We start from the raw sequence: 21,365 nt of genomic DNA on the forward strand, positions 1-21,365 counted from the left end.
GGGAGATGTCCCACTTGGATTAAATCCGCGTGGATTCTAACACCGGGCAGAAAGGGGCAGCAGGGGGGCGAGATAAAAAAAACGGCACCCGCGGGCGCCGTTTTCAGCTTGTTCAGTTCCGATTAAAGAACGTGAACGGAAGCGGTGTTGGTGGTGCCGCTCGGTACCAGGGCACCGGAGACCATGACAACCACGTCACCCTTCAGACCCATGCCGCTGGCCAGGGCCGCTTCTTTGCCGATGCGATAGAAATCGTCGGTGGAGGCGATGCTGTCAACCACGTGAGCAACCACACCCTTGGTCAGTACCAGCTGGGCTGCGGTCTTCTTGTTGGTGGTGATGGCCAGGATCCAGGCTTTCGGGAAGTACTTGCGGATGGCCTTGGCAGACTTGCCGCCTTCGGTGGCAACCACGATCAGCGGGGCGTCCAGCTTCTCGGAGGTCTCTACCGCGCCTTTACATACGGCCTCGGTGATGCGCAGCTTGTTGCTGTCGTTGGCAGCAGACAGGTTGGACGGCATCACGGCATCGGTACGCTCGCAGATGGTGGCCATGATGGTCACGGCTTCCAGCGGGTACTTGCCCTTGGCGGACTCACCGGACAGCATGACTGCGTCGGTACCGTCCAGGATGGCGTTGGCCACGTCGCCGGCTTCGGCGCGGGTCGGACGCGGGTTCTTGATCATGGAGTCCAGCATCTGGGTGGCGGTGATGACCACTTTGCGGGCTTTGTTGCACTTCTCGATGATCATCTTCTGGGCGAAGATAACTTCTTCAACCGGGATCTCGACACCCATGTCGCCACGAGCAACCATGATGCCGTCGGAGACAGCCAGGATCTCGTCGAAGTTGTCCAGGCCTTCCTGGTTTTCGATCTTGGAGATGATCTGGATGTTCTCGCCACCGTGGGCTTTCAGGTGCTCACGGATTTCCAGCACGTCTTCTTTCTTGCGAATGAAGGAGGCGGCAACGAAATCAACACCTTGCTCGCAACCGAAGATCAGGTCGCGCTTGTCTTTCTCGGCCAGGGCCGGCAGCTTGATGGAGACGCCCGGCAGGTTGATGCCTTTGTTCTCGCCCAGATCGCCGTTGTTCAGTACTTTACAGATGACTTCGCGCTCGGTGATTTCGATGACGTCCAGACCGATCAGGCCATCGTCAACCAGGATGCGGTTGCCGACGCGCAGGTCGTTGGCGAAACCGGCATAGGTCACGGCGACCTTGTCTTTGTTGCCAACCACGGTCTGGTCGGTGGTGAAGGTGAAGGTCTGGCCAGCGACCAGGGCCACATCGTTGCCGCCTTCCAGCTTGATGGTACGGATTTCCGGACCCTTGGTGTCCAGCAGGATGGCTGCGTGCTTGCCGGTTTCGGCCATGACAGCGCGCAGGTTGCTGATGCGACCACCGTGCTCGGCGTAGTCGCCGTGGGAGAAGTTCAGGCGCATGACGTTCATGCCGGCGTCCAGCATCTTGGCCAGCATTTCTTTGGATTCGGTCTTGGGACCGATGGTGCAGACGATTTTGGTCTTTTTCATGTCAGTCTTCATGGTTAAGGAGTTTCCGCCGTGCAATATACACCAGTTTTTGGATACTTTTTATGATCCAGAAACAACGTTTTGACCAGATAACGTTTTCTTTTCAGGGATAACGTTTTCCTCCCGGCTACTTTTTAGGGCATAAATTAACTGGTCAGCGCAGATTTGGCATAAATGTCGCCATATGTATCTCGGCGCCGGCCCGCCTCGTCAAATGTTGTAAAATGACGATCCCGTCCCTTCATCAAACCGTCATCGGTCCCCGACAAGAATAGACACTCTGCTGCCACCGGAGTGCTGCAAGATGGTCCCTTATCTGCTGCTGTTGTCCGTCGCCCTGCTGGGTGTGCAGGCGCTGCCCGCCAGCTGCTGGCCGGCCGATCCCGCTCCTCGCGATGGCACGCTGCGCGCGTTCGAGCGCCTTGAAAGGCTGCATGCGCAGGCCGCCACGGCCCACGCGCAGCCAGGCTTGCCGCGCTCCAATCCCCCGCTTGCCGGGACGAATTGACAGCCCTGAGCGGCAGGTTTGAAAAGAAGAGAGGGAGGCCTGGCCTCCCTCTTGTTTTGGATGCGTCACCGCGCCTTGGCGGCTCAGTTTATCTTGCCCATCTCGATGGCGAAGCTGGTGGCCAGCTGGGCGAACTTGAGGGCGTGGGCAGCCGAGGGATCCGAGTTTTGCAAGGTGTCCCGGGCGGTGTGGATGTTGGGGTTGTAGTCGTTGAAGCGTGACTCGAACGGCATGGCGGCCGGGTAGCCCTGATTGTGCCAGGAGGCGTGATCCGAGCAGCCGTAGCCGCAGCTGTCATAGCCGTAGCGGATCTGGGGCAGATAGGCGTCGAGCAGCTGGGCCAGATAGCCGGTCAGCCCCTGGTCGGTGTAGTCGGTCATGAAGACGATGTCTTCCGCCGAGCCCTGGTAGTTGGTCATGTCCAGCTGCAGCGCCGCCAGTACCTTGGTGTTGGCCGCCTTGTAGCGGGTGGCGATGTCCTTGGAGCCGCGCAGCCCCACCTCTTCCGCCGCATAGCCGATGAACTGCAGGGTGCGCTCAGGCTGGCGACCCTGCTCGGCGATGACCCGCAGCACCTCGGTCAGGGTGGCGATGCCGGAGGCATCGTCATCGGCGCCCGGGGCCAGGGTGCGGCTGTTGGGGGCCGAGCCCGCGGTGGAGTCGAGGTGACCGCCGAGCACCACCACTTCGTCCGGGTAGCGGCTGCCCTTGAGGGTCAGCACCACGGATTGTTGCGGATAGCCGCTGTGCTTGACCCGGCTGACGCTGGCCCAGGGTAGGGTCGCGCTCAGGGTCTGCCACTGGCCGGCCACCCAGTCCGCCGACTGCACCCCTGTGGTGGTGGTGTAGTAGCGATTGCGCCAGCTGGCGAGCTGGCTGATGGTGCCGACTATGTTGCCCTGATCCAGATAGGGCAGCAGCCGGTTGACGCTGGCTCCCTGGGTCAGCGGCGGGGCGCTGAACAGGTTCTGGCTGATGGGCTGGGCCATGCTCTGCAGGGCGTCGGCCAGGGTACTGTGCACCACGTAGCCGCCGCAGCGCTGGTGACCTTCGTGCATCAGGTGGGAGAGGGTGCCGAGCTCGCTCGCCTCGACCTGGGCCAGCTGGATGGGGGCGCCGCTGGCGCTGAACAGGGGGGCCAGCTTGGCCTTCACCTGTTTGAGTTCGACGCCGCTGTCGGCACCGACCGTGATCCAGACGGGCTCGGCGGCCTGTACGGCGAGGGGCAGCAGGGGGAGCAAGAGGGCAGTCAACAAGGGTTTCATGGCGGATCCTTCCAGATTGGTTGTGGGCACATGTGCCAAATGGGTGTCATAAGACGACTGGCCCAGTCTAGCCAAGGAGGCAGACCTCGGAATTTGACCATCTGGCGCGACCCTACCCCCGTCCGGTGGGGGCCGCTGCAGGATCTGCTGTCTACTGCGGGCCGGCGAGGGTGGCTGGCGGAGCTTTGTGCTGGTGAGGGGGATGTGCGCAGCGTGCTCGCGGCAGCAGCGGCGCTCGGCCCTGACCTGGGGGGCTGACAAAGGGAGTCAAACTATGCCATATCGGCGCGAAACGCCGGCGGGAATGGGTGAGGAGGGGCCTGGGTGCCCAAAAGCGCGGGTATACAAAGAGGCATAAAAAAGAGGGGCTGTGCCCCTCTTCTGCATCTGAATGCGGGTTCAGGCGGTCGCCTGAGCCAGCATGCCGAGGGCTATCTCCCGCTCCCCCATGATCACCTTGTCTGCCCCCTGCCTGGTGAGGAAGCTCACCTCGTCATCGCTGTGGGCACGGGCGATCACCCGGATGGCAGGGTTGATGAGCCTGGCCTGGGCGATGGCCTCGCCGGCTTCGAAGCTGTTGGGGATGGCCACCAGCAGCCAGCTGGCGTCGGTGATGGCGGCGCGGCACAGCACCTCGTCATCGGCCACGTTGCCGTTGACGTGGGGAATGTTGGCCTGGCGCAGGCTCTCCAGCCGGTGCGGATCCTGCTCGATCACCACCAGCTCGCGCCCGGCCTGCTGCAGGCCACTCACCAGCAGGCGACCGACCCGGCCATAGCCCGCCAGTATGGTGTGGCCTTTCATCTCCACCGGCGGGCATGTGCACTCGGCCAGCACCTGGGTGTTGTCGGCGTCCGGCTGTTTCTCCAGGTAGCGCTCGACGGCGTTGAACACCAGCGGGTTGAGCATGATGGAGAGGCTGGCACCCACCAGGATCAGGTCACGGGCTCCTTCCGGCACCAGTTTCAGCACTATGGCTAGGCCGATGAGGATGAAGGAGAACTCGCCGATCTGGGCCAGGCTGGCGGAGATGGTGAGGGCGGTGCGCTTGCTGTAGCGAAACAGCCGCACGATGGCGTAGGCCGCCGCCGACTTGCCGAACATGATGATGAACAGGGTGGCCAGCACCGCCAGCGGCTCGGTCAGCAGCACCGCCGGGTTGAACAGCATGCCCACCGAGACGAAGAACAGCACGGCGAAGGCGTCCTGCAGCGGCAGGGTGTTGTTGGCGGCGCGGTGGCTCAGCTCGGAGCGGTTCATGACGATGCCGGTGAAGAAGGCGCCAAGGGCGAAGGAGACGCCGAACAGCTTGACCGCCCCGAAGGCGATGCCAAGGGAGCAGGTCAGTACAGCCAGGGTGAACAGCTCGCGCGAGCCGGTGCTGGCGGTGTGGGTCAGCAGCCAGGGGATGAAGCGGCTGCCCACCACCATCATCAGCGCCACGAACAGGCTCACCTTGCCGAGGGTCCAGCCCAGATCCAGCGCTATGCTCTGCCAGCTCATGGCCTGCTCGCCGAACCGGATGTCGGCGATGATAGGCAACATCACCAGCGCCAACACCATCACCAGATCCTCGACGATGAGCCAGCCGATGGCGATGCACCCCTGCAGGGTCTCCAGATTCTGGCGGCTCTCCAGCGCCCGCAGCAGCACCACGGTACTGGCGGTGGAGAGGGCGAGGCCGAACATCAGACCGGCGACCGGATCCCACCCCAGCAGGGAGGCGAGCCCCATGCCGAGCAGGGTGGCGACGGCGATCTGGGCGATGGCGCCCGGGATGGCGATCCGCTTTACCGACATCAGGTCGCGAAAGGAGAAGTGCAGCCCGACCCCGAACATCAGCAGGATCACCCCCAGCTCCGCCAGCTCGGGCACCAGCTTCATGTCGGCCACGTACCCCGGGGTGAAGGGGCCCGAGATGACGCCGGCCGCCAGATAGCCCACCATGGGGGAGATCTTGAGGCGCTGGGCCAGCATGCCGAGGATGTAGGCCAGCACGAAGCCGCCGACCAGGGTGGTAATCAGGGGAAGGGAGTGGTCCATGTCGTCACCTCGCTAATGGCAGTCAGGGGGCTACCAGATCACCGCGCGGGTGAAGAGGGCAGCTGTCAATGAGCAGGGGGCGAAAGAGACAGATGCTGGTCCCGTGCACGGGGCGTGTCTGAAGGACAGCAGTTGCCGTTTCTGTTGAAAAATAATACGTTTTTGGTGGAAAAGCAATCTTTATCCACATTTAAAGGAATTTTTGAGATTAAAAGTGGATAAGTGATGCTTTTAGGGTGAGGAGCTCTATTTTTATTGACCTGGCTTGGCAGTATTAATCAATCGGTGATGATTTTTGTGGCCAGGGCGAGCGGATCCTGGCCTCACAAAAAAAGCGGCCAACCGGCCGCTTCGTTGCATTCAGAGCTGGGGCAGACCCCTGGGCTCACTGACCCTTGGCGATCCCCTCCCGACGTGGATCGGCGGCGCCAAGCCAGCCGCCGGCGTTGCGCTGCACCCCCTGCAGGCCCGAGGTCTGCTCGCTCAGCACCACCTCGTGCCCCTTCGCCTTGAGCGCCTCGACCACGGCGGCCGGGGTGCGGCCCGCCTCCAGCTCGGTGGGGCCGTTGCGACTGCCGAAGTTGGGCAGATTGATCGCCTGCTGCAGGTTGAGCCCCCAATCCTGGGTGCCCAGCAGCGTCTTGCCCACGTAGTTGATGATGGCGGAGCCCCCCGGGGAGCCCAGGCTCATCTCCAGCTCGCCGCTGCTCTTGTCAAACACCAGCAGGGGGGACATGGAGGAGCGCGGTCGTTTGCTCGGCTCCACCCGGTTGGCCACCGGCAGCCCGGCGGCGTCCAGCGAGGTGAAGGAGAAGTCGGTGAGCTGGTTGTTGAGCAGGTAGCCGTTGACCATCAGCCGCGAGCCGAAGCCGTCTTCAATGGAGCTGGTCATGGAGACCGCCATCCCCGCCTTGTCGACGATGGAGATGTGGCTGGTGGAGGGGAGCTCAGGGGTCGCATCCTGGCCGCGAGCCGGCGCCAGCGGCGGGGTGCCCGCGTTGGCCAGCCCCATGGAACGCTCGCCGATCAGGGCGCCGCGCCGGGCCAGATAGTGCTTGTCGAGCAGGCCGCTGACGGGGACCGCTACATAGTCGCTGTCCGCCACGTACTGGTTGCGGTCGGCAAAGGCGAGCCGCGCCGCCTCGCTGTAGAGGTGGATCGCCTCGGCAGAGGCGGCCGGCTGGCCCTGCTCCCCTGGCACCGGCTTGAGGGCCGCCATGTCGCGGCTCTCCAGCATGCCGAAGATCTGGCCGAGCGCTATGGTGCCGGACGAGGGGGACGGGAAGCCGCACACCCGGCTCTGGCGATAGTCAAAGCAGAGACCGTCGCGCAGTTTGGCGCGGTAGCTGGCCAGATCGACGGCGCTCAGCACACCCGGGTTGGTCGGGTGGGCGTGCACCTTGGCCACCATGGCCTCGGCCAGCGGGCCGCGATAGAAGGCGTCCGGCCCCTGATTTGCCAGGATACGCAGCACCTTGGCCAGCGCCGGGTTGGTCAGCCGGCTGCCCGCCGCTCTGGGGCTGCCGTCGGCCTGATAGAAGTAGGCCCGCGCGTCCGGGTCCTTTGCAAGATAGGGATCCTTGGCCAGCAGCGCGGCCAGCCGCGGGCTTATCACGAACCCTTGCTCCGCGAGGGTGATGGCGGGCTCGAACAGCGTAGCCCAGGGCAGCTTGCCGTAACGCTGGTGGGCCAGTGCCAGTGCCCGCACCGTGCCGGGGGCGCCCACCGAGCGCCCGCCCACCACGCCGTCGTAGAAGGCCATCGGTTTGCCATCCTTCATGAACAGCTGATCGGTGGCGGCGGCGGGGGCCGTCTCGCGGCCATCCACGGCGGCTACCTGTTTGCCGTCCCACACCAGCATGAGGGAGCCACCACCGATGCCGGAGGATTGCGGCTCCACCAGGGTCAGCATCAGCTGCACCGCGATGGCGGCGTCCACCGCGCTGCCGCCGGCCTGGATCATCTGGTAGCCCGCCTCCACCGCCAGCGGGTTGGCGGCGGCCACCATGAAGTCGTGACCCTGCCAGCCCTGCTTCTCTTGCCAACCGCTGGCGGCTTCCGGCGCGATCAGGGTGTGGGCGGGGGGATTTTGCGGGCTCTGCTGAGCGGCGCAGCCGGCCAGCAGAGCGAGGGCGATGGCCAGCCCCAGCGTTTTGCGCCACATGACACTCTCCTTGTCTGTTTTATGAGCATGAGGGGGGACTATGTCACGATTGGCGCTAATGACTCAAGTTGTTGAATCAGATCAACAAGTTACTCATCTATCAACAAGTCGTACCGGCGCCCGCCCATAAAAAAACCGCCCGGAGGCGGTTTTTTGCAATCAGGCTGAGCCAATTCGCTTAGATGGACTGCTCTTCACCGCCCAGGGCGGCGAACAGGGCCGGGATGAACTGGGCCAGCTCGGCGGTGACCAGGGCAAAGTCGGCATCCAGACGGGCGGCCGGATCTTCGCTGGTGACGTCGTCGTTCTGCTCGCGCAGCTCTTCGCTGAACTTGAGGCGCTTGATGGAGAGGTCATCCCCCAGCACGAAGCTCAGGGTCTCACCCCAGTTGAGGGCCAGTTTGGTGACCAGCTTGTCGTTGGCCAGGTGGTTCTTGATCTCGTCGCTCATCAGATCCTGCTGCTTGCAGCGGATGATGCCACCGTGTTCCATGGCGCTGCGCAGCTCGGCCTCGTCCTCCAGGGTGAAGGAGGCGGGCAGGTTGCCCTCGTTCAGCCACTCGGTCATGGTGATCTCGGGCGGGTTCTTGAGGGCCACCGGCACCACCGGCAGGGTGCCGATGGACTTGCGCAGCAGGGCCAGCAGATCGTCCGCCTTCTTGGCGGAGCCCGCGTCCACCACCATCAGGTTGTCGGCCGGATTGATCCAGGCGAAGGTCTGGCTGGTGCGGCTGAAGGCGCGCGGCAGCAGGGTGTGCATGATCTCTTCCTTGAGTGCTTCCTTCTCTTTCTTCTTGAGGGCACGGCCCTGTTCGAACTCGATCGCCTCTACCTTCTCCGCCAGCATCTCCTTGACCACGGTGCCGGGCAGCATCTTCTCTTCCTTGCGAGCGCACAGCAGGATGTGGCCGGCGGCGGAGTGGGTCAGGGTGGAGCCGAATTTGCCAAGGGGCTTGACCCACCCGAACCGGGAGATGTCCTGGCTGCCGCACGGGGTGAAGGCACAGGCTTCCAGCTGGGTTTCCAGCTGCTCGACGGTCAGCTCGAAGGGGCGGGTAAAGCGATAAATCTGCAGGTTTTTAAACCACATGGCGTCCTCGGTCTCATAGATTGTCCGGCGGGCATTGTACTAGAGAGGCGCTTTGTGATCAGCCAATCATTCTTGCTAAATAAAGGGCGATCGACTTCACAGGGAGTCATATCCGTCCCCAAAGCCGTCATCAAACTCCCCTAGACTGCGGATGTTAAGGTTGTTAACAAGGATACCAATATGCTGAGGGCGAGTCGGTCCGACGACATGGACGAGATTGTCGAGATCTGGTTGCTGGCCTCCCTGCAGGCCCATGATTTTGTCGATGCCTCCTGCTGGTGGCAGGCGCAGGAAGATCTGCGCACCCGCTATCTTGATCGCGCCCGCATCTGGGTATTCGAGGAGCGCGGCGAGCTGCTCGGCTTCATGGCGCTGGTGGATGACTACTTGGCTGCCCTGTTCGTGCGCCCCGACCGTCAGGGGCGGGGGGTGGGCCATGCCCTGCTGCAGGAGGCCAAGTCCAAGGGGGCCAGGCTGCATGCCCGGGTCTTCGTGGAAAACGATCAGGCGGTGCGCTTCTATCGTCGCCACGGTTTCGTGATCGAGGGGGAGCTGGCCGACCCGCTCACCGGTCATCCCCAGTACCAGATGTGCTGCGAGCCCGCCTGAATCTGACGCCAGCACCCGCTCCGGCTTGAAAAAAGGGAGGCATATCCTCATCTTGTCTGCATCGGGTGCTGCTGGCACCACCTCCATACGAGCCGTTTTTTCATGAAGATCCTGCATACCGCCGACTGGCACCTTGGCCACCAACTCCATGGCCATGACCGCCGTTTTGAACACGATGCCTTTCTCGACTGGCTGGCCGACACCATCAAGAGCCGTGACATCGACGCCCTGCTGGTGGCGGGCGATCTGTTTGACACCGCCAACCCCCCCGCCAGCGCCTGGCAGCAGCTCTACCGTTTTCTGGCCAGGCTGCGCGCCGAGCACCCGGCACTGGAGATGGTGCTGATCGGCGGCAACCACGACTCCCCCTCCAAGCTGGATGCTCCCCACGAGCTGCTGCGCGCTTTCGACCTGCATCTGGTGGGCAGCATCAGCCGGGACGACGAGGGGCGCCTCGAGACCGAGCGCCTGCTGGTGCCGCTGCGAGGCAAGAATGGCAAAGTAGCCGCCTGGTGTGCCGCCGTGCCGTTTCTGCGCAGCAGCGATCTGCGCCCGGAAGGGCTCAGCGAGGGGCAGGACAGGCTGATCGAAGGGGTACGCCAGGTCTATGAGGCGGTACTGAGCGAGGGGCGGGCGCGCTGCAATCCGGGTCAGGCCCTGATCGCCATGGGCCACGCCTATCTGGCGGCGGGCCAGCTCTCCGAGCTCTCCGAGCGGCGGGTGCTCGGCGGCAACCAGCACGCCCTGCCTGCCGAGCTGTTTGGCGCCGCCGATTACACGGCGCTGGGCCATCTGCACCTGGCCCAGAGCCCGGCCGAGGGGGTGCACTACAGCGGCTCGCCGCTGCCGCTCTCGCTGGCCGAGGCGAACTACAACCATCAGGTGCTGGAGGTGACGTTTGAGGGGGGCAAGCTGGCCCGTCTTGAGCGGATCCCGGTGCCCCGCGCGGTGGAGATGATCCGGCTGCCCCAGAGCGGCCTCGACGAGGCGCTCAAGGCCATCGAGGCGCTGGACCTGCCCGCTTGCCCGCAGCAGGCGCAGCCCTTCCTCGAGGTACGGCTGCTGCTGCCCAAACCCGAGGCCCGCATCCGCGAGCGCGTGCTGGCCGCCATCGCCGACAAGCCGGTGCGCCTGGCCCGCATCACGACCAGCTATCAGGGCTCGGGGCAGGGGCTGGCGGACGGCGCCGGCCAGCGCCGGCTCGATGAGCTTTCCCCCACAGAAGTGTTTCGCCTCTGTTATCAGCGTCAGTTTGACGGAGAGCCGGAGGCCGAGCTGGTTGCGTCGTTTGAAGAGATCCTGGAGCAGGTGAAGGAGGCAAATGCATGAAAATCTTGTCGCTGTCAGGGGAGAATCTGGCCAGCCTGACCGGTCAATTCACCATCGATTTTGCCGGTGGTGCCCTGGGGGCCGCCAGCCTGTTTGCCATCACCGGCAATACCCGGGCTGATGGGGGCAAGAGCACGCGCGATATCGGGTCGGTATGGATGGAGGTGTGTGGCGTATGAAGATCCTCTCTTTGAGTGGTGAGAACCTCGCCAGCCTGACCGGTCAATTCACCATCGATTTTGCAGGTGGCGCCCTGGGGTCCGCCGGCCTGTTTGCCATCACCGGCAATACTGGCGCCGGCAAGAGCACTCTGCTCGATGCCATCTGCCTGGCGCTCTTTGATGAGATGCCGCGCTTCATCGCCAATCGCAAGAACGTGGCCGAAGTGGGTCGCATGGATGACGAGGAGAAGCTCAAGGCCAACGACGTGCGCGGCATCCTCAGCCGTGGCCACGCCAGCGGCTTTGCCGAGGTGCAGTTTCGCGGCTGCGACGGCCGTGTCTGGCTGGCCCGCTGGGCGGTGCGCCGGGCTCGCAACCGCGCCGAGGGGCGCTTTCAGGCTCAGGAGCGCAGCCTGACCGACGTGGCATCGGGCCAGGTGTTCAGTGGCAGCAAGCGGGAGCTGCAGGATCGCATCGACGAGCTGGTGGGGCTCTCCTGGGAGCAGTTTCGCCGCGCCGTCATCCTGCCGCAGGGGGAGTTTGCCGCCTTCCTCAAATCGAGCGCCGACGAGCGTTCGGCCCTGCTGGAACGGATGACCGGCACCGAGCTCTACTCCGCCATTTCAGTCCAGACCCATGAACGGGCGCGGGAGGAGCAGCAGACACTGGCCACCATCAGCCAGCGGCTCGGCGACGTGGCGTTGATGGACGAGGTGACCCGCGAGCAGTGGGTGAGCCAGCAGATAAGCCTCGCCACCAGCCTCAAGCACGAGCAGCAACAACAGCAGCTGATGCAGGACTTGCGCGATCTCAACGGCCGTATCGCCGCCCAGTTGCAGGCTTGTCAGGAGGGGGAGGCGGCCTTGGCCGCGGCCGAGGCGGCCCATGGTGCGGCCGCCCCCGAGCGGGAGGAGTTCGCCCGCGCCGAGCAGGCCCAGGTGGCCCGCGCCGATCACGACGAGCTGGCTCGCCTTACCCTGGAGGTGCAGCAGCAGGAGAAACTGTTGGCCGAGCTCGGCCCCGAACTTGGCAAGCTGGAGGAGCAGACCCAGCAGAGCGCCCTCACCGAGCAGCAGCTGCTGGCAGAGAAGATCGCCGCCGAGCGCGAGTGGGGCGCCCTGCAGCCCGAGCTCAAGCGGGCGCAGGAGCTCGATACCCGCATTCGGGAAAAGCAGCAGCAACTGCAGAAGATCCAGCAGGAGGGAACGCAGGAGCGGGAGGTGCAGCTCACCCTGGAGCAGGGCTGGCACCAGCAGCGCCAGCAGGTGGAGCAGCTCAAGGCCCAGCACCAGCAATGGGGCGCTTGGCTTGAAGAGCACAAGGAGCTGGCGCCGGTGGCCCGCCAATGGCAGCCCCTGCTCACCGCCATGCAGGATTGGGCCGAAGATGCCGGCAGGCTGCAGCAACTGCTCACCCTGCGTGAGCACAAGCTGCGCGCCCTCAGGCAGTTGCAGCACCAGCTGGAGCAGGGGCAGCAGGAGCGCGACTATTGGCAGCGCGAGCAGGAGCGGCTGCAGCAGCAACAGCACGAGCTGCAGGAGCAGCAGTGGGAGAGCCGCCTCGCCAAGGCGCAGGAGCAGTGGCAGCAGCAGACCGAACAGCTGGGTCAGCTGCGCCAGTTGCTGGAGCTGGCGGACTATGGCCGCAATCACGGCGAGCAGCATGGTCGCCTGCAGCAGGAGATAGCCCAGCTGGAGCAGGCGCTCGGCAAGCTGGCCATCCTCGGCGACGAGCTGGCGCCGGCCCGTGAGCGGCTCGCCCTGCAACGGGACGAGGCGCGCCACGCGCTGGAGCAGTCCCGTGCCATCGCCAGTTTCGAGCAGCATCGCCACATACTGCGCGACGGTGAACCTTGCCCGCTGTGCGGTGCCGAGGAGCATCCCTATCACCAGAGCCAGCCGCAGGTGGCGGGCATTCTGGGCCAGCTGGCGGAGCGCGCGCGCGGCCTCGAGCTCGAGTGGGAGCGGCTCAATCACCAACACATTCAGTGCGAGAGCGAGCGCCAGGAGCTGGCCCGTCAGCTGGCGGTGCGCCAACAGCATCTGCCTGAGCTGGAGACGCGTGCCGAGCAGCTGACCTTGCGCTGGCAACAGCTGGGAGGTGATACCCTGCTCGGTCATCCGCTGCCGCTGCGTCAGAGTCCGATCGAGTGGAACGAGCTGATGAATACCCTGTTGGGCCGTGGCCAGAGCCTGGAGCAGGGGCTGGCCCACAGCCAGCAGCAACTGCGTGAGGCCCAGCAGGGGCAGCAGCAGTTGCAGGCCGTGCACCAGCAGTTGAGCCAGCTGGCCAGCCAGCACCAGCAGTTCGAGCAGCAGTGGCAGGAGGCCGACCGCCAGCGCATCGCCCTGGAGGGGGAGGTGAAGGCCATGGGCGAGCAGGAGGCGACCCTGCGCCAGCGCCTCGAGCAGGGGGGCAGCCGGCTCGACGAGCAGATGGGGGGCCAGCCCTGGCGCCAGTGGCTGGGCAGCCAGCAGTGGCACGAGTGGCAGCGGGCCTGCGAGGCCTGGCTGCACGGCCAGAGCGAGTGGGAGCGGCTGGCCGGCGAGATTGCCAGCCTCACCCCGGCCCTGAGCGCCCAGGAGGCGCGCCTGCAGACCCAGCGCGAGCTGCTGCACAAGCTCGAGCGCGACTACAAGGAGCATGAACAGCAACGGCAGGGGCTGGTCACCAGCCGCGCCACCTGTCTGGGGGGCGAGGAGATTGCCCAGGTCGAGCATCGCTGGCAGCAGCGGCTGCAGCAACTGGCCAGCGAGTTGGAGATGATGCAGGGGGCGGCCCGCGCCCTGCGCGAGCGCCAGACCGAGCTCAAGACCCGTCTCAGCCATCTGGAGCAGGAGAAGCAGGTGAGCAGCCGGCGCCGACGGGAGGTGCTGGGGCGCTGGGCTGCTCACGCCAGCAGCCTCGGCATCGCCGAATATGACCTGCGCCGCCTGCTGGCCATGAGCCCGGATGAGCTCAAGGCGCGGCGCGCCGCCTTGCAGGCGCTGGAGGATGCCCGCGCCGAGGCTCGTACCCGTTTGACCGAGCGGCAGCGGGCGCTGGCACTGGAGGAGAGCAAGCGGGATCGTTATCGCGAGCATCACCCCGAGCTGGCCGCGTTGGCGCCAGAGGAGCTCGACAGCCGGCTGATGGCGCTGGAGGCGCATTGCCGCGCCCTCGACGAGCAGCTGTTCCAGTGCAAGAGCACGCTGGCCCAGGCCGAGGCGGCTGCTCTCAAGGCGGGCACCCTACAGGAGGAGCTGGCCGCCCAGCAGGCGGTGGCGGATCACTGGCAGCGACTCTCTGATCTCATCGGTTCGGCCAGCGGCGCCAAGCTGCGTACCTTCGCCCAGAGCCTGACCCTGGAGCGGTTGCTGCTGGAGGCCAACGCCCAGCTTGCCGAGCTCTCCCCTCGCTATCGACTGGAGCGGGTGCCCGGCACCGATCTGGCGCTGCAGGTGGTGGATCTCGACATGGGGGACGAGGTGCGCTCGGTGGACTCCCTCTCCGGCGGCGAGAGCTTCCTGGTATCGCTGGCGCTGGCGCTGGCCCTCTCCAGCCTGTCGTCGCGCCAGACCCAGGTCGAATCGCTCTTTATCGATGAAGGCTTCGGCACGCTCGATCCCGACAGTCTGGATCTGGCGCTCTCAAGCCTCGACTCCCTGCAGGCGGCCGGCCGCCAGATCGGGGTCATCTCCCACGTGCAGACCCTGGTGGAGCGGATCGGTGTGCAAGTGCGGGTGGAGGCCCTCAGCGGCGGCGAAAGCCGGGTGGTGTTGCCCTAAGCCCCTGCTTCGCTTTGCTGAGAAATCGCAGCCCCGTCATCTGGCGGGGCTTTTTTGTTTCAGAGTTTTGGCAATCTGGTCGCTTGAGCTAGGTCCATGCCCGCGTATCGCGGGAAACGAGAGTGAGGGGTTGACCCCGGTCTTGCATCCATCTGCCCGCAAGAGGGAATGGTCAATGACATTGATGCCTGAAAGGATCCTGGCTCGCATCGCGATGCGGCCACGCAGTGACGCGCTGTATCTCATCTGGTTTTGCTGGGGCCTGGCGTTGCTGCTCTATGTGGCGGGATCTGCATATTACAAATTACCCATAGTGCCGTTGCTACTGATGGTGCTGCTGTTAATGGTGGAGAAAACCAAGATGTTTGGACGAAAGCGCAATGAGTCTGAGATGGTCGGGGTGGGGAGCACGACGACGGTGATCGCCAAAGGGGCCCGTTTCAAGGGCGAGTTGCAGGTGGAGGGCAATCTGGATGTGTATGGCCAGTTCGTCGGGACGCTGCAACTGAACGGCGGGACGGTACGCATCATGGAAGGTGGCCGGATTGAAGGGGATGTCAGCGCCGCCCACGTGATCATCAATGGCACCCTGGATGGCACCTGCGCCTCGAGCGAGGTGGAGATCCTCGAAAACGGCAAGATGAAGGGGTTGTTCAAGGGCGGGAGCCTCTCCATCCGCAAGGGAGGCCAGTTTGTCGGCCAGTCCCAGTCTCAGGAGGAGCAGAAGGGTGAGAGCAAGGGCAACGTCAAGCAGCTACAGCCTGAAGGTAAAAACAAGGCTGCCGATACTGCCGAGGTGGTGGCCAAACAGGCCTGATCAAGAGAGGGGCGAGTACGCCCCTCTTTGCTGGCAAGGGATCAACTGCGCCGCTCGGGCAGCATATTGGTCAGGGTGTTGTCCTTGAGTACGTGGTGGTGGTAGATGGATGCCGCCGCATGCAGGGCAATCAGGGCATAGCCAATGTTGGCCAGCGTCTCGTGCAGCTCCTTGATGGTGCCCTTCAGGCCGTCGTTGGGGGCGATGAGGGCGGGAAGTTCAAGGCCGAAGAAGGGGATGGGCTTGCCGCCCGCGCTCAGCAGCAGCCAGCCCAGCAGCGGGGTGAGGATCAGGAAGCCATAGAGCGCCAGGTGGGCGAGCTTGGCCAGCTTGAGCATCAGGGGGGAGAGCTCGGGCACGATGCGCGGTGAGGGGCTGCTCGCACGCACCAGCAGACGCACCACCACCAGCGCCAGGATCAGCAGACCCACCATGAAGTGAAACTCCTTCATCAGGTCGCGGCCGGCCGACCCTTTGGGGAAGATGTCCCTGAACTCCATCAGCGCATAGACGGCGATCATCAGCAGCAGGGTCAACCAGTGCAGCCCTATGCTCAGGCTGCCATAACGTTGTTCGGTATTTTTCAACATGTTCGTATCCTTCTCGGGGCTTGCATTGCATCACGGGTGGTCTCATCGGGTGGGCGTCCTGCCTCCGGGCCACTTTTTCCATGTTACTGCGAAGATGTGTCAAAACCTTGATCTCTGTGTGTTTTTAACATGTTATTTGTAACAGGCCGGCAGCGCGCCGGTCGAAGAGCTGGTTTCGCTCATCCGGGAGAGGCTGCCAGGGGGCGAACGGTTGATGCAAAGCCGCAGAGCAGGGTGTGCAGCGGCCGGGAACCGGGCACCCAGCCCAGTTCAATGAGGGCTTTACCCCTCTTCTCCCCTCATTTACCTTTAATAAAATCCTCAACAGGTGAAGGGAATTACCTTGACCATCACAGATCCCGTGATCCTGACCGAGCTGCAGCAGATCCTGTTTCGCTCCTTCGACGTGATCCCGTTTCCGATCCTGATCTCGGAATCGGCCTGCAGCGAGACGCTGGACAGCATTCCCACCCGGCTGTCGGAGATCCCCGCCCGCCATCACAGGTTCCTGAACCGGGCTTTCGTGGCGCAACTGGGTTACGACCTGACGGATCTGCCTGACATGGCCAGCTGGTTTGCCACCGTTTATCGCGATGAGGAGAGCCGGGCGCTGGCCATCTCGCGCTGGAACCGGGCGGTGATGACCAGCCTGGCAAGCGGGGCTGCGGTGGCCGAGATGAATGCCCTGCTTTACTGCAAGAACGGCCAGCAGCGCTGGTTTACCATCACGGCCCAGTTGAAAGCCGATGCCATGCCGGGCTGGCACATAGTGACCCTGCGCGACATTCACGATCTGCACTGCATGATAGAGGAGGTGAGCCGGATCTCCTGCACCGATCCACTGACCGAGCTTGGCAACCGGCGGGCTGCAGGCCAGCAACTGCAGGCGCTCTGGCTGCAGGGAGAACCCTTCTCGGTGATCCTGGGAGACATCGATCACTTCAAGCAGATCAATGATCGTTACGGGCATCCCGCCGGGGATGCGGCGCTGTGCGAGGTGGCCCGCATCATGACCGGCCAGCTGCGAGCCGGGGAGCACCTGGCGCGCTGGGGCGGGGAGGAGTTTTTGCTGATCCTGCCCGGGGTGGATGCGGAGTTGGTAGTCGAGCGGGCCGAGCAGTTGCGTCGGCAGTTTGTCGGACATGTAGTCGCGTGGGAGGGGCAGAGCTTCTCCCTGACGATGAGCCTGGGCTGTGCCGCCCTGGGCAAGGGCCAGAGCAGCGACAACCTGCTGCAGGTGGCTGACAAGGCGCTCTATCAGGCCAAGAGCAACGGGCGCAACCAGGTGGTCTTCGGCAAGGAATAGCCGGAAGGTGCCCATAAAAAAACCGAAGCCAAGGCTTCGGTTTTTTGTACGGCGGCGGGCGCTTGCCCGGGCGGCCTTATTTCTTGATGCGGATCACCGGGGTCTCGCCCACGGTCACGGCACCCGTCATCTTCACCAGCTCTTTGATCTCGTCCATGTTGGAGATGACCACCGGAGTCAGGGTAGATTTGGCTTTGGCTTCCAGAACGGCCAGATCGAACTCGATGATGGTGTCACCGCGCTTGACCTGTTGACCTTCCTGGGCGATGCGCTTGAAGCCTTCGCCTTTCAGCTCAACGGTGTCGATACCGAAGTGAACGAACAGCTCGATACCAGAGTCGGATTCCAGCGAGAACGCGTGGTTGGTCTCGAAGATCTTGCCGATGGTGCCGTCGCACGGAGCAACCATCTTGTTGCCAGCCGGCTTGATGGCGATGCCGTCACCGACGATCTTCTCGGCGAAGACCACGTCGGGCACATCTTCGATCGGTACGATTTCGCCTGACAGCGGGGCAAAAATTTCGATGCCGCCGGTATCAGAGCTGTCATCGGAAACCAGTTTCTTCAGTTTATCAAACAGACCCATAGTAAAAGCTCCTAGAGATGATTGTCGCTGTTTGCAGCCGATCTTAGCAGACTGCCTTCTGCTTAATAAAGTTATCTACACAGGCTTCGATTTCGGCGGCGGTGGCAAAGCTCAGCGCTTGATCAGCCATGGCCTTCACATCTTCGAAGTTGGTGTTGCGGATAAGCTTCTTGATACGCGGTACAGAGATGGCGCTCATGGAGAACTCATCCAGACCCATACCCAGCAGCAGCAGGGTGGCACGCTCGTCACCAGCCAGTTCACCACACATACCGGTCCACTTGCCTTCGGCGTGGGATGCATCGATAACCATCTTGATCAGGGTCAGGACGGAGGGTGACAGCGGGTTGTACATGGCGGAAATCATCTCGTTACCACGGTCGACGGCCAGGGTGTACTGGGTCAAATCGTTGGTACCGATACTGAAGAAATCCACTTCCTTGGCCAGATGATGAGCCATCACGGCAGCAGCCGGGGTCTCGATCATGATACCCACTTCGATGGATTCATCAAAGGCTTTGCCTTCGGCACGCAGTTCGGCTTTCAGCGTCTCTACGGTGGCCTTGAGGCTGCGGAACTCTTCGACGGAGATGATCATCGGGAACATGATGCGCAGTTTGCCGAAGGCAGACGCACGCAGGATGGCCCGCAGCTGGGCGTGCATGATGTCGGCGCGATCGAAGAAGATCCGCACGGCACGCCAGCCCAGGAAGGGGTTCATCTCTTTCGGGAAATTCATGTAGGGCAGTTCTTTGTCGCCGCCGATGTCCATGGTGCGCACGATGATCGGTTGATCCGGCATCGCTTCGGCCACTTCTTTGTAGGCTTTGAACTGCTCGTCTTCGGTCGGCAGCGCGTCACGGTCCATGAACAGGAACTCGGTACGGTACAGACCCACGCCTTCGGCGCCGTTGCGGATGGCACCCTCGGTATCCTTGACGGTACCGATGTTGGCGCACACTTCGACCTGATGGCCATCCAGGGTGATGGCAGGCAGATCTTTCAGCTTGGCCAGCTCGTCTTTTTCGGCCTGGAACTGGGCCTGAATCTCTTTGAACTTGGCCAGCTGTTCGGCAGTCGGGTTGAGGACGATCTGGTTGTTGATCGCGTCCAGCACCAGCACGTCACCATTCTTGACGCGCTCGGTGATGTCGTTGGTGCCCACGATGGCCGGCAGCTCCAGGGAGCGGGCCATGATGGAGGTGTGGGAAGTACGGCCACCGATGTCGGTGACGAAACCCAGCACGTATTTCAGGTTGATCTGAGCGGTTTCGGACGGGGTCAGGTCTTTGGCGACCAGGATCACCTCTTCGTCGATGGTGCTCAGGTTGACAACGGCGATGCCCAGTACGTTCTTGACCAGACGGGTGCCGATATCACGGAAGTCGGTGGCGCGCTCGCGCAGATAGGGGTCATCCAGCTCGGCCATCATCTTCGCGTACTGCTCGATGACCTCGTAGATGGCCTTGTCAGCGGTGGCCTTGTTGTCTTTGATGAAGGATCTGATATCCCCTTCCAGCTCTTCATCTTCGAGCAGCATGATGTGGCCTTCGAAGATGGCCTCTTTTTCTTCACCGAAGGTGCGACCGGCCATCTCTTTGATGGCTTCCAGCTGTGCGGCTGACTTGGTGCGGGCTTCGAGGAAGCGGTTGATTTCGGCATCAATCTGTTCGGCAGCGATTTTGCCCTGATTGATAACGATTTCATCTTCTTTCAGAAGAAGCGCCTTGCCGAATGCGATACCGGGGGACGCAAGAATGCCAGATATCATAATCCTTCCTATTAAAACGACTGTGGGGGAGGAATAAAGCTGGATTACTCCAGCTCGTCCATCAGGGCAACCAGCTTCTCAACGGCTTTCTGAGCGTCCGGGCCGTCGGCCTGGATGGTCACGTTGGTGCCTTTGGTCAGGCCCAGGGTCTGCAGCTTGAACAGGCTCTTGGCGCTGGCGGATTTGCCACCGGAGACCACAGTGATCTCGCTTTGGAATTCTTTGGCTTCTTTCACGAACTGAGCTGCCGGACGGGTGTGCAGGCCGTTTTCAGCAGTAATAACAACAGACTTCTCGTACATGGTTTCACCCCATATTATTGATATTTTTTGGTGTGAGGGATGCTTTTGACGCTTCCTTCTCGCACCGTGTCAGTATGGATATGTTGTAAAGTAACGAAATCAGACCTGCAATGGTTTAATCCAGGTCAATTTTCTGTGCAGTATTCGGTGTCTGCCTCAACTCTTTTCCGTTATCGCGCTACAAGCCGCGTCAATGCTGGCTTGAAATTATTTTATAACGAAAAATAACACTTTGTTACTTTGTGATACCTAGTCGGCAAACACCTCGTGACGCGGCACAGGATATGAGATTTATCACAGAATGTCTGCTTTTTTCGTCACTGCTTTGCTTGTTATTTTACCCCGAAAAATAAGGGGTCGACTGGCGCTGCCAAGTGCTCAGTCTAGCCCATAAAGAAACGGCGCTCCTGGGAGCGCCGTTGTTTTGAAATAATCCGATCACTTATTGCTGCAGCTCTTGTTCGCTGAACACCCCGGCAAACAGGGCGCTGGAGAGGTAGCGCTCGGCAGCGCTCGGCAGGATGACCACTATGGTCTTGCCTTCAAACTCCGGCAGCTCGGCGAGGCGAGCTGCGGCTACCACGGCGGCACCTGAGCTGATGCCGGCCAGAATGCCTTCCTCTTCCATCAGGCGGCGAGCCATCTCGATGGCGTCATCGCTGCTTACCTGCTCGACACGATCCAGCAGGGTGAGGTCCAGGTTGCCCGGGATGAAGCCGGCACCTATGCCCTGGATCTTGTGGGGGCCCGGTTTGATTTCAAGACCGGCCAGACGCTGGCTGATCACCGGCGATTCGCTCGGCTCGACGGCGACAGAGACCACCGCCTTGCCCTTGGTCTGTTTCAGGTAGCGGGAGACACCGGTAATGGTGCCGCCGGTACCGACGCCGGCCACGAACACATCCACGTCACCATCGGTGGCATCCCAGATCTCGGGACCAGTGGTTTTCTCGTGGATTTCCGGGTTGGCCGGGTTTTCAAACTGTTGTAGCAGCACGTATTTGCCGGGCTCGGACTCGAGGATCTCGTTGGCCTTGGCAATGGCGCCCTTCATGCCGAGCGGCCCTTCGGTCAGCACCAGGTTGGCACCGAGTGCCTTGAGCAGCTTGCGGCGCTCCAGGCTCATGGTGGCCGGCATGGTCAATGTGATGGGATAGCCACGGGCGGCGGCCACGAAGGCCAGAGCAATACCCGTGTTGCCGCTGGTGGGTTCGATGATCTCCTTGCCCTGGGTCAGCACGCCGCGCTTCTCGGCATCCCAGATCAGGTTGGCGCCGATACGGCACTTGACGCTGAAGCTCGGGTTTCGGCTCTCAATCTTGGCCAGCACGCGGCCCTTGGTAACACGGTTGAGACGAACCAGAGGGGTGTGACCTATGGTCTGGCTGTTGTCCTCAAAAATTTTGCTCATGGTGCTATCCCTGTTTGTTACGGCGATGAAACAAGATTACCCTGTGGTTTCTGAATGAGAAGTGACGATTTGTTATAACAATATGTTATTACAAGATATAGAGCTTATTCT

The 21,365-nt window shown here is 62.6% G+C and carries 17 protein-coding genes; 7 read left to right on the forward strand and 10 right to left on the reverse strand.

Annotation, left to right across the window (positions count from 1 at the left end; translation table 11 throughout):
* Window positions 1-122: 122 nt before the first annotated feature.
* Window positions 123-1,535: a pyruvate kinase PykF gene (gene pykF / locus AB5Y95_RS21540; RefSeq protein ID WP_010633307.1), complete on the reverse strand. Its 1,413-nt coding sequence runs from the start codon at window positions 1,533-1,535 to the stop codon at window positions 123-125.
* A 304-nt stretch (window positions 1,536-1,839) separates the two neighbouring features.
* Here pykF and AB5Y95_RS21545 point away from each other — a divergent pair, with 304 nt between their 5' ends.
* The gene (locus AB5Y95_RS21545) at window positions 1,840-2,043 is read left to right on the forward strand and encodes a hypothetical protein (protein WP_368162051.1); all 204 of its coding nucleotides are present in this window, start codon (window positions 1,840-1,842) and stop codon (window positions 2,041-2,043) included.
* A gap of 83 nt (window positions 2,044-2,126) precedes the next feature.
* On the opposite strand, the gene AB5Y95_RS21550 is transcribed toward AB5Y95_RS21545, so the two are convergent.
* The 4 genes from AB5Y95_RS21550 to rdgC all read right to left on the reverse strand — a co-directional run bounded on the left by AB5Y95_RS21550 (window position 2,127) and on the right by rdgC (window position 8,605).
* Window positions 2,127-3,308, reverse strand: a complete 1,182-nt coding sequence (locus AB5Y95_RS21550; RefSeq protein ID WP_005303156.1) for a M28 family metallopeptidase — start codon at window positions 3,306-3,308, stop codon at window positions 2,127-2,129.
* Window positions 3,309-3,707: 399 nt separating this feature from the next.
* Window positions 3,708-5,351 carry a YbaL family putative K(+) efflux transporter gene (gene ybaL, locus AB5Y95_RS21555; RefSeq protein WP_368162053.1) on the reverse strand — a complete coding sequence of 548 codons (1,644 nt, stop codon included), beginning with the start codon at window positions 5,349-5,351 and terminating at the stop codon, window positions 3,708-3,710.
* Window positions 5,352-5,736: 385 nt separating this feature from the next.
* Window positions 5,737-7,515, reverse strand: a complete 1,779-nt coding sequence (gene ggt / locus AB5Y95_RS21560; protein ID WP_368162055.1) for a gamma-glutamyltransferase — start codon at window positions 7,513-7,515, stop codon at window positions 5,737-5,739.
* A gap of 178 nt (window positions 7,516-7,693) precedes the next feature.
* On the reverse strand, window positions 7,694-8,605 hold the full coding sequence (gene rdgC, locus AB5Y95_RS21565) for a recombination-associated protein RdgC (protein ID WP_005303149.1): 912 nt from the start codon (window positions 8,603-8,605) through the stop codon (window positions 7,694-7,696).
* 180 nt (window positions 8,606-8,785) lie between these two features.
* Between rdgC and AB5Y95_RS21570 the strand changes: the two genes are divergently transcribed.
* The 5 genes from AB5Y95_RS21570 (at window position 8,786) to AB5Y95_RS21590 (ending at window position 15,288) form a co-directional block, all read left to right on the forward strand.
* Entirely contained in the window at window positions 8,786-9,214 is a 429-nt protein-coding gene (locus AB5Y95_RS21570) for a GNAT family N-acetyltransferase (RefSeq protein ID WP_094698356.1), read from the forward strand.
* A gap of 102 nt (window positions 9,215-9,316) precedes the next feature.
* Window positions 9,317-10,543: an exonuclease SbcCD subunit D C-terminal domain-containing protein gene (locus AB5Y95_RS21575; RefSeq protein WP_368162058.1), complete on the forward strand. Its 1,227-nt coding sequence runs from the start codon at window positions 9,317-9,319 to the stop codon at window positions 10,541-10,543.
* The gene (locus tag AB5Y95_RS21580) at window positions 10,540-10,722 is read left to right on the forward strand and encodes an exonuclease SbcC (protein WP_368162059.1); all 183 of its coding nucleotides are present in this window, start codon (window positions 10,540-10,542) and stop codon (window positions 10,720-10,722) included. Before AB5Y95_RS21575 ends, AB5Y95_RS21580 begins: the two co-directional genes overlap by 4 nt.
* Window positions 10,719-14,471 (forward strand): AAA family ATPase, encoded by a 3,753-nt coding sequence (locus tag AB5Y95_RS21585; protein WP_368162062.1) that lies wholly within the window; start codon window positions 10,719-10,721, stop codon window positions 14,469-14,471. The genes AB5Y95_RS21580 and AB5Y95_RS21585 overlap by 4 nt, the downstream gene beginning before the upstream one ends.
* Window positions 14,472-14,646: 175 nt before the next feature.
* Window positions 14,647-15,288: a polymer-forming cytoskeletal protein gene (locus AB5Y95_RS21590; protein WP_368162064.1), complete on the forward strand. Its 642-nt coding sequence runs from the start codon at window positions 14,647-14,649 to the stop codon at window positions 15,286-15,288.
* A gap of 41 nt (window positions 15,289-15,329) precedes the next feature.
* Here AB5Y95_RS21590 and AB5Y95_RS21595 read toward each other — a convergent pair whose 3' ends face one another.
* Window positions 15,330-15,878: a cytochrome b gene (locus tag AB5Y95_RS21595; RefSeq protein ID WP_017765108.1), complete on the reverse strand. Its 549-nt coding sequence runs from the start codon at window positions 15,876-15,878 to the stop codon at window positions 15,330-15,332.
* Window positions 15,879-16,221: 343 nt separating this feature from the next.
* Here AB5Y95_RS21595 and AB5Y95_RS21600 point away from each other — a divergent pair, with 343 nt between their 5' ends.
* Window positions 16,222-17,184 (forward strand): GGDEF domain-containing protein, encoded by a 963-nt coding sequence (locus AB5Y95_RS21600; protein ID WP_368162068.1) that lies wholly within the window; start codon window positions 16,222-16,224, stop codon window positions 17,182-17,184.
* Between the two features lie 76 nt (window positions 17,185-17,260).
* Here the strand turns inward: AB5Y95_RS21600 and crr are convergent, their stop codons facing one another.
* The 4 genes from crr to cysK form a co-directional block, all read right to left on the reverse strand.
* Entirely contained in the window at window positions 17,261-17,770 is a 510-nt protein-coding gene (crr, locus tag AB5Y95_RS21605; protein WP_005303134.1) for a PTS glucose transporter subunit IIA, read from the reverse strand.
* A 43-nt stretch (window positions 17,771-17,813) separates the two neighbouring features.
* Window positions 17,814-19,541, reverse strand: a complete 1,728-nt coding sequence (ptsI, locus tag AB5Y95_RS21610; RefSeq protein WP_005303130.1) for a phosphoenolpyruvate-protein phosphotransferase PtsI — start codon at window positions 19,539-19,541, stop codon at window positions 17,814-17,816.
* A 44-nt stretch (window positions 19,542-19,585) separates the two neighbouring features.
* Window positions 19,586-19,843: an HPr family phosphocarrier protein gene (locus AB5Y95_RS21615; RefSeq protein ID WP_005303128.1), complete on the reverse strand. Its 258-nt coding sequence runs from the start codon at window positions 19,841-19,843 to the stop codon at window positions 19,586-19,588.
* A gap of 442 nt (window positions 19,844-20,285) precedes the next feature.
* Window positions 20,286-21,254, reverse strand: coding sequence for a cysteine synthase A (gene cysK / locus AB5Y95_RS21620; RefSeq protein ID WP_368162070.1), 969 nt, complete (start codon window positions 21,252-21,254; stop codon window positions 20,286-20,288).
* Window positions 21,255-21,365: the final 111 nt, after the last annotated feature.

This window comes from Aeromonas sp. R5-3 (assembly GCF_040908225.1).
Lineage (GTDB): Bacteria > Pseudomonadota > Gammaproteobacteria > Enterobacterales > Aeromonadaceae > Aeromonas > Aeromonas dhakensis.